Source organism: Anabaena sp. UHCC 0204, assembly GCF_009711975.1.
Classification (GTDB): domain Bacteria; phylum Cyanobacteriota; class Cyanobacteriia; order Cyanobacteriales; family Nostocaceae; genus Dolichospermum.
The window spans coordinates 1-15,075 of record NZ_VIKW01000010.1 but is presented as its reverse complement, the minus strand read 5'-3'; the positions used below and the strand labels follow the sequence as shown (position 1 = coordinate 15,075).

The window sequence follows — 15,075 nt, the reverse complement described above, 5'->3', positions numbered from 1 at the left end:
ATAAAATGACCATAGTATTTCAAATCGCCTTAATATCATTAGTCTTGTTCTCTTTTGTGCTTGTAGTTGGTGTACCTGTTGTTTACGCCACTCCTCAAAACTGGGTAGAATCTAAAAAACTGCTCTGGGTTGGTTCGGGAATTTGGGCAATTTTAGTGGTGTTAGTCGGTATATTAAACTTTTTTGTGGTTTAATTGACTGCTTTAATTATCCACTAACACATAACATACAGATTAGAGGAGCAGAAAAGCCCAGGTAAAGGGTCAAAAAGGAAAAAACTTTTTTTCTCGATGACTTTTTCCTAATTGTGCTTTCCTGCTCTTCTATTTTGAAGATAGAAAAGTATATTGATAAAGCAGGTAGAGTAAATTTATTCAGAGGCAGTTATGGCAGTTTTTGAAGGGAATTTTCTGCAAACCGAGTCATTGCGGTTTGCATTGATCATTGCTCGATTTAATGATTTGGTCACACTTAAACTAGTAGAAGGGTGTAAAGATTGTTTGAAACGTCACGGGATCGATCCTGATCCCGAAGGTGAACAAGTGGACTACGTTTGGGTCCCTGGTAGTTTTGAAGTGGCAAATGTAGCTCGGCAATTGGCTATGTCTGGTCGGTATGATGCCATAATTTGCCTTGGTGCGGTTATTAAAGGACAAACACCACATTTTGATTATGTATCGGCTGAAGTTTCTAAAGGGATTGCTGCGGCTAGTTTTCAAACAGGTGTACCTGTAATTTTTGGCATTTTGACAACAGATACTATGCAGCAAGCTCTAGAAAGAGCCGGAATTAAAAGTAATCATGGTTGGGAATATGCCATGAATGCGATCGAAATGGCTAGTCTAATGCGTCAACTACGCCCAAATTTAGCCAGTTAAAACCGACGACTGACCACCGACAACTGACCACTGACAAAAAAATTTAATTTAGGGGTTGACAACTGAGAATAAATCTGGAATAATAAGATTATTGTGCAGTTGCGGGTGTAGCTCAGTGGTAGAGCGCAACCTTGCCAAGGTTGATGTCGTGGGTTCGAATCCCATCACCCGCTTTTAATTTAAAGCTATGATATGAGAACAGGGCTAAATTTTCTTCTGTGCCTGCTAATCTAGTGGGTCATGGCTTTTTCAGTTGGGATAGTAATATAGACTTTCCGGGCTACATCAATTTTTAGAAGTAATTTTAGGTTTCCCCATACTGATTTTCAGAATAATTGGGGAATAATGTAAAAAAACCGCTCAAGTTATTTACCTCGCTTGTGCAATCTCCAAAACCAGATAAAATTGACCTGAATAAGGAATATACTTGTCCTTGTCGTCGCAAGGGACAACTGATTCCTATTACTCTCACAGAAGCCTTTGGATGCGATCGCTGCCAGCAGATTTTTGTTGTAGAGGAAAATGGATATGTATTAGAACAACTTTCTACCACCTATCCCTATAAGCGGGCTTGGCGATGGAAAGGAAATAACTGGCACATAGTTCAACCTCGCTTAGGACAAAGCTATTTACCCATAGCACTAAGCATTATTTTTGTGTTAGTGATTATATGGTTGCCATTAGCCCTGTGGTTTGCTACTAGTTCCAGCATCCTCTCGTGGGCAATGGTAGCAGTGTTGTTGGCAATTCTGCCAGCACTAATGGTCTGGCTTACTTACAGACGTTAACTCCATGACAGGTGAAGTGATTGATGATTACCCCGAACCCATGACTAGTGCAAAACGCGCTTTTCAAGCTTCATTGAAGTTGGGAATTACGAAGGGGATAGACAGGAGTCGGGCTGTGTTAGCAATGGCACAAGCAATAGAATGTGATTTTGATGAAATTCTCGAAGCTAATACATTAGATCTAGAAGCAAGTCGAGAAATGGCAGTTCCAGAATTAATTTTGGACTGGTTGAAGCTAACTCCCTCCAGATTGGAGAATACAATCAAGATTCTGCAAAGACTAGGGGAATTATCAGATCCTTTGCGACGAGTGAGAACTGCTGATTATCAACAGGAAGACTCCCAAAGTTATACCCAGTTAATGCCTTTAGGGGTGATCGCCTTTATTTATGAGGCTTTCCCAGATTTGGGGGCGATCGCGGCTGGTTTTTGCCTGAAAACAGGTAATAGTATTATTCTCAAAGGGAGTACAGAAGCTAGTCATTCTAATACGGCGATCGCTAATTCACTACAATCAGCCATTACTCAAGTTGGTTTACCAGCAGGTTGTGTACAATTAATCACCGCTGAACATGGGGCTTCTGTGCGAGATTTAGTCACTCAAGATCAGGATTTAAGTTTAGTTATTCCCTACGGACGTTCTAGCTTAATTCAACAGGTAGTTAGACAAGCAACTTGCCCAGTTTTAAAATCAGCAATGGGTAATTGTTACCTGTACTGGTCACTAAATAGTAGTTTAGAAATGGTGCGCTTGATGATTATGGATAGTCATGAAAGCGAACCAGATCCAGTCAATGCGATTGAAAAAGTTTTAATTCATCGTCAATCTTTACCATCTTCCTTATCGGTATTGTGGAGTAGCTTAAAGGAAAAAGGTTTTGAACTCAGAGGTGATGCGGAATTAGTAGAAGCTTTTCCCCAGTTGCAATTAGCAAAAGATGGAGAATGGGGAGTACCCTATTTAACCAAAACAGTGGCGTTTAAATTGGTAGATAGTTTAGAAAGTGCGATCGCTTGGATTAATCAATATAGTAGTGGTCATGCTGATAGCATTGTTACAGAATCCTACCAAGAAAGTCGTCAATTTGCCTTAGGAGTAAATAGCGCCTCCACCTACATTAATGCTTCCCCCCGTTTTGCCCGTAACTCCTCACGGGGAGATGCAGTATTTTTAGGAATGTCAAATCAAAAAGGACATAGAAGGGGATTTATTAGTTTGGAGACTTTGACAACTGTAAAACACATTGTTCAAGGTAATGGACGATTTTAGGAGGTAGGGGCGCAGGGTCTGCGCCCTTTCAGGAGTCTACGATTAAACTAAAGCTGCGGTTGTTTTGAGGGCGAAAATTTTCTCAATGATATCTTCAACTACCTTATCTGGTGTAGAAGCACCAGAAGTAACACCAACCTTAATTTCTCCTGACGGTAGCCAGTTTTCTGTAATTACCAAATCTCCTGTTAATTGCCGATGTTCAATAGTCTTAATTGATTGAATTCTTTCAACACAATCAATATGATAGGAAGGAATATTTTTATCAAAAGCAATCTGTTGTAACTGAGTAGTATTTGATGAATTAAAACCACCAATAACTATCATTAAATCCACCTTTTCTTCCACTAATTCCAACATAGCATCTTGACGTTCTTGAGTAGCATCACAGATAGTATTGAAATTTTGAAAATGCTGATTTAACTCTGTTGGTCCATATTTTTGCATCATAGTTCGCTCTAGCATTTTACCGATTTGTTCGGTTTCACCTTTGAGCATAGTTGTTTGATTAGCAATACCTACCCGTTGTAAATCTTGATCAGGATCAAATCCCGCCGAACAAGCTTTAGCAAACTTGGCTAAAAATTCTTCACGATTGCCACCATTGAGAATATAGTTAATGACATATTCTGCTTCTTTCAAATTCAAAACAATCAAATATTTACCAGCAAAAGAACTGGTTGCAACAGTTTCTTCATGCTTGTATTTGCCGTGAATAATTGAGGTGTAATCGCCTTTTTTGTGTTTTTCTACAGTGTTCCAAACTTTAGATACCCAAGGACAAGTAGTATCAACAATTTGACAACCTTTATCATTGAGGATTTGCATTTCTTGAACACTTGCACCAAAGGCTGGTAAAATTACCACGTCACCTTTACCAACAACAGAAAAGTCTTTTACCTTATCAATGAGGGGAATAAATTCTACCTGCATTTCCTGCATTCGTTTATTCACAGAAGGATTGTGAATAATTTCGTTAGTAATCCAAATGCGTTCCGTGGGGAAATGCTGACGGGTTTCATAAGCCATAGCTACAGCCCGTTCCACACCCCAACAAAAACCAAATGCTTGAGCTAGTTGGATAGTGACATTACCACGTTTGAGAGTGTAATTGCGATCGCGTATTTCCTGAATTAAGTTACTCTGATACTCAGATTGTAACTGTGTAGCAACTTCCGCTTGATGACCAAAACCCTTACGATTGTAATTGGCTGAATGTTGAAGGCTGCGTTTAAAAGCTTTTGTATCCATTTGAAATAAGCCACTAAAATTACTATTTTTGATTTTCTCGCGCTTGGAGACGATTAAGACAGAAAATTGTGATTTATATCCGATTTCCTGAGTTGATCTTTTGTGGTTGAGGAAGCTGGGGTGCTACTTGTTGGTTACTATACATTTGTAAAGCAGTCCGCCAAACTAGATAACCAGGAGGACTCAGATGTAAACCATCGGTAGTAAAATCTGTACGGAGATTACCTTGTTTATCAGTGAATAGGGGATGTAAATTGAGATATCTGACACCTTTTGCAGTAGCGATATTATTCAATTCCTCATTCAACTTGCGAATCCGCAGATTGGGAATAGCTAGGAGTTTTTCTTTTCCTTCCCAAGTGATTCCTTCTGCACCATGAGGCAAAATTGACTGGACAACAATTTCTGCTTGGGGGTGTTTTTGTTGCAGATAATTGATAATTCGCCGATAATTACCTAAAATTTCCTGATCATCTAGTCCCCGAATTAGATCATTAATCCCTACCATAATTAAAATCATATCTGGTTGGGTGCGGTCAAAAAAATCTAATCTTTGTAATAGCCCATTGCTAACTTCCCCAGAGATTCCCTGATTTAGCCAGGATCTATCTTCCGGTAATAACTCCGGTGGAAACCATAAACTCAGAGAATCTCCCGCGAGGATAGTTAATCGCTGGGGATTTTTTTCAACAGTGGCTTTCGCTTCTTGTTTAAGAATATCTAACCATTGGGGATAACTGAGTTTATGACGAGGACCCAACTCTGGGGGTACATATTGATTTTTCCAGTTGAGGTTAACTGGTTCTGGGGGATTTGGGATAGCTGTGGTTTCTAATCCAGGGATTAGTTTTTGCTGTCGCCAAATCAATAAAATGACCGCTAACATTAGGATGATGTTAGTTAACAATGCTAAGAATCCCCAGAAAGGAAAGGTTTTTACACGATTAGACACGACTAGGAAACATTACCGATATTGAATTAATTGTAAATCTGGTCATGGGTAATTGTCAGTTGTCAGTTGTCAGTTGTCAGTTGTCAGTTGTCAGTTGTTAAGAAGTTTTCCCTGCTCCCCTGCTCCCCTGCTCCCCTGCTCCCCTACTCCCCTACTCCCCTACTCCCCTACTCCCCTGCTCCCTGCTCCCTACTTCCCCTACTGACTACTTATGAGAAATGCGATCAGCGAAGTCGGAGTTATAACCTTCTTCACCGTGTTCGTGGATATCCAAACCTTGATTTTCTGTTTGCTCTGGAACTCGTAAACCGACTGTAGCACTAATAATTTTGAGAATGATCCAAGTTCCCACCCCGGCAACAATATAGGCTAGAGCGATCGCTATTAGTTCTACAAATAATTCACTAAAGTTACCACGCAGTAAACCATCTTTACCTCCGGGATTAACTTGAGTTGTGGCAAAGATGGCTGTGAAAATCGCGCCTACAGTCCCACCAACGCCATGTATAGGGTAGGTATCTAAGGCATCATCAATCCGTAACTTATGCTTGAAACTGACAGCAAAGAAGCAGACACAAGCAGTCATGAAACCTATTAACATTGCTCCTAGAGGTGTGACAAATCCTGCGGCTGGGCTGATACCAACTAAACCAGCTACAGCACCCGTGGCTGCGCCTACAGCAGTAGGTTTTCCCCTTAATTGGGCTTCTAAAATCAACCACATTAATGCCCCAGCCGCGGCTGATGTATTAGTGGCAACAAAGGCTACTGTGGCTACTGTGCCAGCAGATAAGGCGCTACCAGAGTTAAAGCCAAACCAGCCAAACCAAAGTAAGCCAGCACCTAACAAAATAAAGGGGACATTGTGAGGGGGGCTAAGACGATTGGGATAATTTTTTCTGGGTCCGAGGACAATGGCTGCGACTAGTGCCGAAACACCGGAACTAATATGCAAGACTGTACCCCCAGCAAAGTCTAGAGCGCCTAGTCCGCCATATAAACTTAAAAATCCTCCTTTTGCCCAAACCATGTGCGCTAGGGGTGTGTAGATGAAGGTTGACCACAGTAGCACAAATAGACAATAGGCACGGAAACTCATCCGTTCGGCGATCGCTCCCGAAATTAAGGCTGGGGCGATAATTGCAAACATGGCATGATAGATCATGAATGCTTGATGGGGAATTGTCTTAGCATAGGAAGTGACATCCGCATAGGTAGGATCTGCTGCTTTGAGGGCATCTTCATAAGCCATGTGGGGTAAATAGCCTTGAGTTTCTAAACCCACATTCCCAAACATCCAATGCCAACTACCGATGATCGAGTTACCCGGTGAGAAGGAAAAACTGTAACCCCAGAGAATCCAGGTTACTCCGACAATCGCCATCAACACAAAACTCATCATTAATGTGTTGAGAATATTCTGCGATCGCACAAATCCACCATAGAAAAATGCTAACCCCGGTGTCATCAACAATACCATGGCTGATGATATGAGCATAAATGCTGTATCTCCTGGATCAGGAGCAGGTCCAGGAATTGAAGTTTGTGCAGAAGCATTTCCTGTCAATAACCCTATCAGCAACAATAGGGTTAAACATCCAATGATGACCACTTTCTTGAACACTTATTTTCGTTCCTATTCGTCGGCGATATTGGTCTTAATTAAATACAATTCGTAATATTTACTACTTTTTTCTGTCTTAGAAGTTACTCAAATTTTAATTTTCCAGGAAGCTTAACAAAAATCTTATCTTTGCATCAGTATTTGTGGGAGTCTGGAGGAAGCTAATTTCTTTCAATTTATTAAAAATATCATTTAGATGCGTTTCCCCTGGGCATTGTCTATAGCTTGAATTGCTTGTCCTGTGGCGATACCTACAGCCAGCGAAGCGATCGCTGTTACTGAGTCTATAATGGCATTTATCAGTTACAAAATCTGTAATCCTATCCATCACCATTGATTTACTAACATTACTTATAACAACTTCTCTCGGCGAACTAAATTTGCTCTCAAGTCTTCAATCTCTACCAATAATTCTACTTCTTTATTACCAATTAGTGCATCACTTGGTAATTCTTGTAACCGTTGTTCAACACTATTAAATAATGTTTGTAAATCGGAAATGGCTTTTAATTCAGGAGTATTTATAGGTAGTTCGTCATCCTTTTGGCTCAAACTCTGTAATTTTTCTACTAGTGACTGTATTTTTCCCGCTATTCCTGAATATCTTTGAATCAATTTAATATTTTTTGCGGATATTGTTATTTCTTTAAAAAATATATTTGCTTGAATAAATATTTTTTCTCCTAATTCTCCTAATCTGGAAATAAGTTCTTTTTTCAGGTTCTCCAATATAGCATTAGCTTGTTTATGTTGATAAGGAGGCATTAATTGTAATGCGTGATGAAATTGGGCAATTTCTTCTGGTGTTAATATTGTTAGTATATATGGAGTTCTCTCTTGGGTTTTAAGATCCTCTTTTTGTTCATCAACAGCTATAATCAATGGTAACTGTTCAACTTGATCTAATGATTGGTTAATCTCTTCATTTTGTTCTATTTTATTAATAGCTAATTCAGGATAAATATCACTTTCAATTACATTTATAATTCCTGGTAAATATTCATCCATCATGGTGACATTGGCATAAACTATATTTTTAATTAGTGCAGAACTCAGTTGATCTCCATCTACATCTATACTAGTTTTATAACGAATTTCTCCATCATTAAAATCCATTTCAAAGTTACCATTAATCATGCCATAATTTGCCCTGGTGATAAATTCGCTAATGGTTAATCTTTTATCTTCTTCTACTTTAAATGGACAAATAGAATAAAATACAAATTGTTTTTGTTCTTCTCTGACTTTAGCGTAGCAATTCCATGTACCATTATCTCCTTGAAAACCTAGTCTTAAACTAGTTTCTCCTTCGATTTTGGTAAATGTCCAATCATCTTCTAGGAAAAAGTTAATTATTGTTGTTAGCATTGTTTGATTAATATTATTGTTATTTGTTTCTCCAAATATCTCATCAGTGAAATTCTTGAAAATATCACTAATACTATTATTTATAATTCCTGTTGTTGATAAATTGGTTTGTGTCCATTCTTGGAAAAAATCAACTATTCCTTGACTAATTTTATCAGGATTATTGATAGTAGCAGGATTGACGTAATTCCAAAAGGTACTATAACCAATTTCTTGGTTATTTTGAGTTTGTTTTACAGATAAACATAGCCAATTTTCTGTTTGTAATAGGGGATTGATATTTTCTTGATTTTCTGATTGCTGGCATTGAGCGAAGTCGAAATGTTGACTAAGTTTTAAAAGATATGTAGCTGCTTGTTCAATGTTATTAGCATTTTCTAGTAGTTGGGGGAGTAAGTCAGGTTGAAGTGTAATTTCGATGGTAATATCAGTTTCTAAGAGGAATTTACCGCCAATAAAAGGGCTGCGTATTTCTGGTTTAAGATTGAATAGAGCATCTTTTTCAATGCGTTGATAGAGTTCTAGGTTTACTGGGAATGTGAGACGACATTCGATGATTTGATCATCTTGTTTGATGAAGTTTAGAGAAACATTATTGATACTTATAGAGGATAGGAAGCTATCATGTAATATCAATTCATTTTTAAGTTGATGGTTTTCAGTATAAGTAGTCATATTCAGTCAAAAAACTCCTCTTTCTTGTAAATAAGCCTCATAATCCTGCCCTTTTTCAACAATACCCTCAATATCGGACTCAATCATGTCTTCAGCTAAATATTTAGCTTGAGCGGTGACAAAACTATCTGTTGTAAACATATTCTGTGGTAAACAATCGAGCTAGAGATCGCACTTTTGAGAAGCACTGGAATTCTTATGGCAGGCTTAGTTAGTGAGTATTGCTCACCTGAGTTAGTGGAATATGTTTCGCTAATAAATCGGGTTTCAGTGCGATCGCTCTACACATTATCCCACTGCCAAGCCAGGATCGAGCGATGCTCCAAAGGAGCCGCCGTAGGCAACGCTTTTGGTTTTGCGCTGATTGCACCATTATCAATTGGATTGGTGTCAAGCGCGATCGCACTTCCCAAAATCTTACTATCGCCCTAAACTACATCCAAGGGCATCAGCCGCTAACCCTGTTTTGTCACTCTCGGAAAACAATAATCGAATCCATCTTTTGTAACTCTTATTTCATCAAGGTTTGGCGCTTTTTTATGTATTAAAAAATAAAATTGCTGCATAAAATGTCAAAACCCAAGCCCCGTAAACCTTTCAGGTATTGCATTTTCCCAATCTGACAGAACAGGGCTAATACTTGGTCAATAGCGATCGCGCAAACTATTAGGGGTGTTTGGGAGGAGTCATGTAGGGTTAAGTCTCCGTTTAACTGGAGATGTTCAAAGTTATTGGTCATCCTGTTTAAGAATTTTTGGTTAATATTAAAGATATAGGAATCATATTTGATTTTTGAACAAAATTAGGTATTGTAGGTGTGTTAGAATGCAGTTTGTAACGCACCAAACCCTTGAGGACGGTGCCGTACTCTCGCCGATAAAACACCCTACGTATGTATCTTTTTTCCAAATCAAATACTACTCCTATAGTAAGGATTTAGATAGCCGTGAAAAACAGAGAGTCAAAATAAAATGAATAATGAATTAGCCCATGAATATGTTCATTTTAATTCTATTGGGAATTTAGTAAATTGCAAAGGAACTATTCAAAAGACAAAGGAAAATATCAAACCGCTTTATGATACTAATAAAATAATGGGTTATCAACTACTTTTAATAGAAAATACAATTGATGTTGAGGAAAAATTAATAGAATATAAATTTGAAGAAGTTACAAAAAGCAAATTTCCTTTCGTTTATGCCTTAGTACAACCTGTTGAAAACAACCCAATAGACTTTGATCGGTTAATGGAAGAGTTAGATTACATAAGAGTTGATGTTTAAAGCACATAGAGGTAAGGGTGATTAATGTAGTTTGGGACATGGAAACCAGCGATCCTGATGACTTCCTAACTCTACTCTTTTTAATTGGACATCCCCAGGTTAACCTTAAGGCAGTAACCGTCACTCCTGGTACACCCGATCAAATTGGATTAGTTCGACACGCACTCACGCAATGGTTTGGTTTGAATATCCCCGTGGGAGCTTATAATCTTGAGCATGGAAAGCAGTGCGTCTCTGGATGGCACTACAAAGTCTATGGAAACATACCTCCCTCCTACGATGCTGAACCGGGAGGTGAGGTTCTGCTGCGTTGCTGTGACGAGAACACAACCCTGATTACGGGTGCGCCTCTTAAGAACCTTGGTGCTGCCATAACCCTTAGTTCAATACCAGGGGGAGAAGTGTTGAAACTAGGTCGTTTAGTTACCCAAGGGGGATTTGCTGGTCAAGGTGTGATTCCTCCTGAACAGCAGTTGGAGAAGTTCAAGGGGATGGTCACTTGTCCTAGCTATAACCTGAATGGAGATTCAAAATCGGCGTTAGCAGCTTTAGAGTATTCAGGTATTGGTATTAGACGTTTTGTGTCTAAAAACGTCTGCCATAAAGTTTACTATGACCAAGAGATGCACAAGCATTTCGAGGCAGTAAAAGACAAAAGCAAGGCTCTTGCCTACATTTGGAAAGGGATGGATGCCTATTTGAAAAAGAAACCTGCTGGCAAAAAATTTCACGATCCTTTAGCTGCTTGCTGTGCTATTGATGAATCTATCGGGACTTGGGCTGAGGTTGATCTGTACTGCGATAATGGCCAGTGGGGAGCAAAATTATCTCCTAGTACTAGGACATGGATTATTACTGACTACGACCAAGAAAAATTTGTCCAAACTCTCACCGCTTATTAAAGAATAAAGGTGTGTTTTTCCTTTTCCATCATGGGATCTTATAATATCCCTGGCAGAAGGCCAGTGTAGGCTCCTGCATTCAGGTCTGTAATTATATCTCTTGCTGTTGTATTATTTTCTGGAGTTATTTGGTAAGCAACTAGCGTTTCTTTAGTTCCTTGAAACACAATTACTGGTTTATTTGAATTACCGCCACTCTTAGCCAATTGATAACCCACATCTTCTCCAAGAATATATTTTGTCGATCCAGTAACAATTTGTATTCGATTCGCTTCCGTTATCCCACTAACTTTAGTTAATCCTTGCCGTACTATACCTTGTCCTTCATCTTCTGTATGTATTGTTTGTTGTAGCAGAAGAAGTTTAAATTTAAGATTAGGATATTCGCCACTCTCTAGTATCTCTTTCACGGTTTTGATCAACGCATCTCTAGAGCCACCACCTACTAGAGTCTCTGCGATAGCTATGGTGATATTTTCATTTTCCTTACCGCTCATCAGTTGCTTAATACCTTCTTTTAGATCGTACTGCTGTTGAACTTTGTGAGCATCTGTTTTCGTGTTGAGAGCTTGAGCTTCCTCTTCGCTTAGAGTTCTTTTTTGAATTTTTTTACTAGGAAGATTTTTTCCTTTTGTTAACTGATCAGCTAGGAATGCTCCTCCCCTTTCAAGACTCAGTAAATACTTACAATCATCCATTTCTCCTTGAAGAGTCTGGATAGCTTGGCGATTGTCTTCTATGAACGGAGCATAAATAGCACCTTGCAGCTCTGTCCATGTATTATCGTCACCTCTGATGCTTCTAATAGTATTTTTTCTCGTTTTTAGTTTGCTATCGTCTAAACCTGGTGCAAAACTATTCAATTTTTTTAATAACCAGTCACCATACCAAGCTTCACCCTCTGGGGTCTGTTTTTGATTCTCCTTAGATGCAAAGAATATCTTCTTGATTGTTGCAGGTTTTCTTTCACCATCCCCTAGAGAAATGGAATCTGAATTTTCTTTAGGGTTAATCTTTGCTTCTATATGGTATTTGTTGCTTTTCTCTTTTACTAGATTGATCGCAGTTAATTTGTACTGTGATTGGATAGCTGGTAATTTTGCCTTAATGCTATCTGGCGTAGCACCCTTTTGCTCCATTATCTTCTCAGCATCGACCACAGCTTTGTGAACGTCAGCTTTCTTTTGCTCCATTGTGCGCTCATCGGTCTTGTGATCTTTGCCTTGCTTCTCCTTACTATCCTTATCTTTGGCAAACCCAAACTTATCTTTGACTTTATTGCCAAACTTGTCAAACTTATCCTTAACTGATTTTTTCTTGCCGTCAACCCAATTGTGGGCAGCTTCCTTCTTATCCTCAACCCACTGCTTACCGGCTTTATATTTTTCCTTCGCCGAATCTTTCAGTTTTCCGGCCTTCTTACCCAACTTGCTATTCTTAACCTTGTTGCCAACTTTATTAAACGCCTTCGCGCCTTTATCAATTACCCAATCAACTGCTTTTTCCATCGGTTTCCGTAACTTCTGGAAGATTGCTTGAATCTTGCCGGCAATTCCATCTAAGCCCAAAAGACTTGCTAGGAAACTGATGACTACTGGTAAAGATTTAGCAAGGGCATTTTCTCTTGGACAAAGTCCCATATCCCCGCCACTCCCTCACTGGCTAAGACTTGAAATACATCAACAGTTTGTTCCAACCGACTGACCTTTTCTTCACCCAATTTTTTCACGGCTTGGGCGCGAATTGCTTCATAGGTGAAGCCCAAAATCTGCATTGCTAGGCTAAAGATCCCTTTGATGTCTAAGTTTTCTGGCATTTGAATACCAGCTTCTGCCATTGTGCCTGTCAGCCAGCCAATTAATCCTTGCTGGAGGTGCTTCCCGATATTCTTCATGAAGTTGAGGAAGCCTTGCTTCACCGCCTGAATCAAATTAGTCAAGAAACCAATCGGGTCTTTGAGGATTTGCCCAATTACGCCAGCAACTCGCGCTAGCACTTGCAAGAGCATTTGGGTTAGCTCAATAATCGTCTTGATGACTCCCACGATGAAGTCGAAAGCTTTTTGAATAAAACCTTTATTTGCCTCCTTCATTTCTTCAATGCGGGCATCTATCGCTTGCAAATTTTCTTGATATTTTTGGGCGAGACTCTCAATTAATTCGCCTTGTTTATCGTCAACATTCTGTTGTAATTCATCAAATTTGCCTTGAATCTCTGTTGCGGCTTCTTGTCCAACTGCTTGTAATTCTTGGGGGAGTTTTTGGACATATTGCTGTATTTCTTGTTTTCCATTAGCGATTTCTGCTTTCGCTTGGGTTAATCCTTGACTGACAATACTTACGACATTATTAATTACACCATCCATCTGGTTGATGTACAGTTGTCTTCCTTCTTGATAGAAGGCGTTAACTTCACTGGGCATACCAAACAATTTGTCCCACAACCATTTCCCTGGTCCTAAAATGCCGCCATAGCGATCATTTTTATAATCGTCCATGCGCTTACCAACGTAATCCTCAAAGGTTTTCTTGGCGTTTGCTGCTCCTGTATCAAAGGCTTGTTGTACTTTACTATCTAGTCCACTAAGTGTTTGTTCTACTTTTGTTTTCGTAGCTTCATAGATTTTATTAATATCACCTGCTATTTTCGTTCTTGCTTCTTCATCTTTGCCTTTTGTTCCTATTTGCTCACTTGATACCTGAGTTAAATTTTGTGTTTTCACAGTTTGCATTTGTTGTAAATGCTGTTGTGCTGTAGATTCAGCCGTAGCTTTGGCTGTAGTTATTAAGTTTTGCTCTTGTTGACGATATTCTGGACCTGCTTTTTCTGCGCTGGTTTGGGCTTGTTTTTTGCTGGCTAATGCACCTTGAAATTCTGGTTCGTTGGAATTTGCTAATTGCTCATCTGTTACTTTGGCTTCCGCCATTTGTTGGTCAAGTTTTTTACTGTCTTGTTGTAGTGGTGCTTCTACTTCACTTTGTGTTTTTGGTTTAGGTGCTGCTTTATCTGCGCCAATATTTGATGGTGCTGTTCCTGGTTCTGGTGGTGGTAGTGGTGTGACTTGTTTGGCTTCTATACCATTAGTGCTTGGTGGTTCTTTGGTTTTTTCTTCTAGTGAACCTTGGGAGTTTTTCTGTTCTTCTTTGACTGTTCCACTTAATTCCCCTTTCATGGAATCAAGTTTATTGTTTTTCTTAAAGTCATCAGCTTCTTCCAATGTTTTAGGAGCCATTTCCGCAATGCGCTCCATCAATTTGGCTTTGAAACCGGCTGCATCAAATGGTGGGGTTTCTGTTTGCCCCATGTCGCCAACATGATTACCTTGGGCTTTACTTTCTACTTCATTGCTAGGAGGTTGGGCTGCGGCTTGGGCTTGTTGAGATTTGGACTGGGCTGGATCATGTTGCTTATGTTGTCCAGCTACTGTCTGAGATTTACCTACTACTGCTTGAAAATCAGGATCTTGTTCTGCTGAAGCGGGAGCTTTTGCTCCACCTCCTGCTATAGCTGTACTGGCAGATCCACTGATGCTTGTGGTTTGGTTATTACTGGAGTTGTTGGTGGTGTCTGTTGCACCAGCAGCCGCTAGTTGTTTGCTGGGTTCTGTTGTGGTACTGGCTTTTTCTTGTTCACCTACTGGGGTATCCGCATTTTCAACAGTTTCATTACTTTCTTTAGCAGTTGCTACATTTTCAGAACTGGCTTTATTTGACTTTGCTGTTACTGTTTGAGAGGTTTTGGCGGTATTTTCATCTAAAGTGGATGATGTTTGTGAAGTTGATTTTTCTACCTGTGATTCATTATCTTCTTCTTTTTGTTCTGGAGGATTTTCGGCAATCTTGGATTCAATTTTATTTTCTTTCCGAGCAATTTTAGTTAATGATTTTGGTTGAACTGTATTCCCATTTTGCTGCACTACATGAGTCAATTCATGAGCTAATAAATGTTGCCCATCTCTACTTGTAGGATTATACGCTCCCTGTCTAAAAAATACATCTTGTCCTGTGGCAAATGCCTTAGCATTCAATGATTGATTTAGTTGATCTGATTTGCTATCTGTATGCACTCTCACACTACTAAAATC

Annotated in this window: 14 protein-coding genes and 1 tRNA gene; 7 read left to right on the top strand and 8 right to left on the bottom strand. The window is 39.3% G+C overall.

The window, feature by feature from the left end:
• Nucleotides 1-5: 5 nt before the first annotated feature.
• From psbZ to FJR04_RS10580, 5 genes are all read left to right on the top strand, one after another.
• Nucleotides 6-194, top strand: coding sequence for a photosystem II reaction center protein PsbZ (gene psbZ / locus FJR04_RS10600; RefSeq protein ID WP_168494408.1), 189 nt, complete (start codon nucleotides 6-8; stop codon nucleotides 192-194).
• Nucleotides 195-386: 192 nt separating this feature from the next.
• Entirely contained in the window at nucleotides 387-878 is a 492-nt protein-coding gene (ribH, locus tag FJR04_RS10595; RefSeq protein WP_168494406.1) for a 6,7-dimethyl-8-ribityllumazine synthase, read from the top strand.
• Nucleotides 879-979: 101 nt separating this feature from the next.
• Nucleotides 980-1,051, top strand: a tRNA-Gly gene (locus tag FJR04_RS10590).
• A 207-nt stretch (nucleotides 1,052-1,258) separates the two neighbouring features.
• A complete protein-coding gene (locus FJR04_RS10585) occupies nucleotides 1,259-1,666 on the top strand; it encodes a hypothetical protein (RefSeq protein ID WP_168494404.1) in 408 nt (135 codons plus the stop codon).
• A 4-nt stretch (nucleotides 1,667-1,670) separates the two neighbouring features.
• On the top strand, nucleotides 1,671-2,936 hold the full coding sequence (locus FJR04_RS10580) for a glutamate-5-semialdehyde dehydrogenase (protein ID WP_168494402.1): 1,266 nt from the start codon (nucleotides 1,671-1,673) through the stop codon (nucleotides 2,934-2,936).
• A 42-nt stretch (nucleotides 2,937-2,978) separates the two neighbouring features.
• On the opposite strand, the gene FJR04_RS10575 is transcribed toward FJR04_RS10580, so the two are convergent.
• From FJR04_RS10575 to FJR04_RS10555, 6 genes are all read right to left on the bottom strand, one after another.
• Nucleotides 2,979-4,187, bottom strand: a complete 1,209-nt coding sequence (locus FJR04_RS10575) for a 4-hydroxy-3-methylbut-2-enyl diphosphate reductase (protein ID WP_168494400.1) — start codon at nucleotides 4,185-4,187, stop codon at nucleotides 2,979-2,981.
• A 73-nt stretch (nucleotides 4,188-4,260) separates the two neighbouring features.
• Nucleotides 4,261-5,073 carry an SGNH/GDSL hydrolase family protein gene (locus tag FJR04_RS10570; RefSeq protein WP_174763528.1) on the bottom strand — a complete coding sequence of 271 codons (813 nt, stop codon included), beginning with the start codon at nucleotides 5,071-5,073 and terminating at the stop codon, nucleotides 4,261-4,263.
• A gap of 271 nt (nucleotides 5,074-5,344) precedes the next feature.
• Nucleotides 5,345-6,763, bottom strand: coding sequence for an ammonium transporter (locus FJR04_RS10565; protein WP_168494396.1), 1,419 nt, complete (start codon nucleotides 6,761-6,763; stop codon nucleotides 5,345-5,347).
• A gap of 351 nt (nucleotides 6,764-7,114) precedes the next feature.
• Nucleotides 7,115-8,806 carry a YbjN domain-containing protein gene (locus FJR04_RS10560; protein WP_168494394.1) on the bottom strand — a complete coding sequence of 564 codons (1,692 nt, stop codon included), beginning with the start codon at nucleotides 8,804-8,806 and terminating at the stop codon, nucleotides 7,115-7,117.
• Between the two features lie 6 nt (nucleotides 8,807-8,812).
• Nucleotides 8,813-8,947 (bottom strand): hypothetical protein, encoded by a 135-nt coding sequence (locus tag FJR04_RS26480; RefSeq protein ID WP_256366795.1) that lies wholly within the window; start codon nucleotides 8,945-8,947, stop codon nucleotides 8,813-8,815.
• Between the two features lie 403 nt (nucleotides 8,948-9,350).
• On the bottom strand, nucleotides 9,351-9,545 hold the full coding sequence (locus FJR04_RS10555; protein ID WP_168494392.1) for a hypothetical protein: 195 nt from the start codon (nucleotides 9,543-9,545) through the stop codon (nucleotides 9,351-9,353).
• 232 nt (nucleotides 9,546-9,777) lie between these two features.
• Between FJR04_RS10555 and FJR04_RS10550 the strand changes: the two genes are divergently transcribed.
• Complete coding sequence (locus FJR04_RS10550) at nucleotides 9,778-10,089, top strand: hypothetical protein (RefSeq protein WP_168494390.1); 312 nt, start codon at nucleotides 9,778-9,780, stop codon at nucleotides 10,087-10,089.
• Between the two features lie 38 nt (nucleotides 10,090-10,127).
• A complete protein-coding gene (locus FJR04_RS10545) occupies nucleotides 10,128-10,991 on the top strand; it encodes a nucleoside hydrolase (protein WP_168494388.1) in 864 nt (287 codons plus the stop codon).
• 38 nt (nucleotides 10,992-11,029) lie between these two features.
• Here FJR04_RS10545 and FJR04_RS10540 read toward each other — a convergent pair whose 3' ends face one another.
• Nucleotides 11,030-12,631, bottom strand: coding sequence for a hypothetical protein (locus FJR04_RS10540; protein WP_168494386.1), 1,602 nt, complete (start codon nucleotides 12,629-12,631; stop codon nucleotides 11,030-11,032).
• A partial coding sequence (locus tag FJR04_RS10535; RefSeq protein ID WP_168494384.1) for a DUF4157 domain-containing protein occupies nucleotides 12,583-15,075 on the bottom strand: 2,493 nt, incomplete at its 5' end. The genes FJR04_RS10535 and FJR04_RS10540, both read right to left, overlap by 49 nt.

Excerpts from the sequence above, each read along its gene's own strand:
- psbZ (WP_168494408.1), top strand. The coding sequence starts at position 6 with ATGACCATAGTATTTCAAATCGCCTTAATATCATTAGTCTTGTTCTCT.
- ribH (WP_168494406.1), top strand. The coding sequence starts at position 387 with ATGGCAGTTTTTGAAGGGAATTTTCTGCAAACCGAGTCATTGCGGTTT.
- FJR04_RS10580 (WP_168494402.1), top strand. The coding sequence starts at position 1,671 with ATGACAGGTGAAGTGATTGATGATTACCCCGAACCCATGACTAGTGCA.
- FJR04_RS10575 (WP_168494400.1), bottom strand. The coding sequence starts at position 4,187 with ATGGATACAAAAGCTTTTAAACGCAGCCTTCAACATTCAGCCAATTAC.
- FJR04_RS10570 (WP_174763528.1), bottom strand. The coding sequence starts at position 5,073 with ATGTTAGCGGTCATTTTATTGATTTGGCGACAGCAAAAACTAATCCCT.
- FJR04_RS10560 (WP_168494394.1), bottom strand. The coding sequence starts at position 8,806 with ATGACTACTTATACTGAAAACCATCAACTTAAAAATGAATTGATATTA.
- FJR04_RS26480 (WP_256366795.1), bottom strand. The coding sequence starts at position 8,947 with ATGTTTACAACAGATAGTTTTGTCACCGCTCAAGCTAAATATTTAGCT.
- FJR04_RS10555 (WP_168494392.1), bottom strand. The coding sequence starts at position 9,545 with ATGACCAATAACTTTGAACATCTCCAGTTAAACGGAGACTTAACCCTA.
- FJR04_RS10550 (WP_168494390.1), top strand. The coding sequence starts at position 9,778 with ATGAATAATGAATTAGCCCATGAATATGTTCATTTTAATTCTATTGGG.
- FJR04_RS10545 (WP_168494388.1), top strand. The coding sequence starts at position 10,128 with ATGGAAACCAGCGATCCTGATGACTTCCTAACTCTACTCTTTTTAATT.
- FJR04_RS10540 (WP_168494386.1), bottom strand. The coding sequence starts at position 12,631 with ATGGGACTTTGTCCAAGAGAAAATGCCCTTGCTAAATCTTTACCAGTA.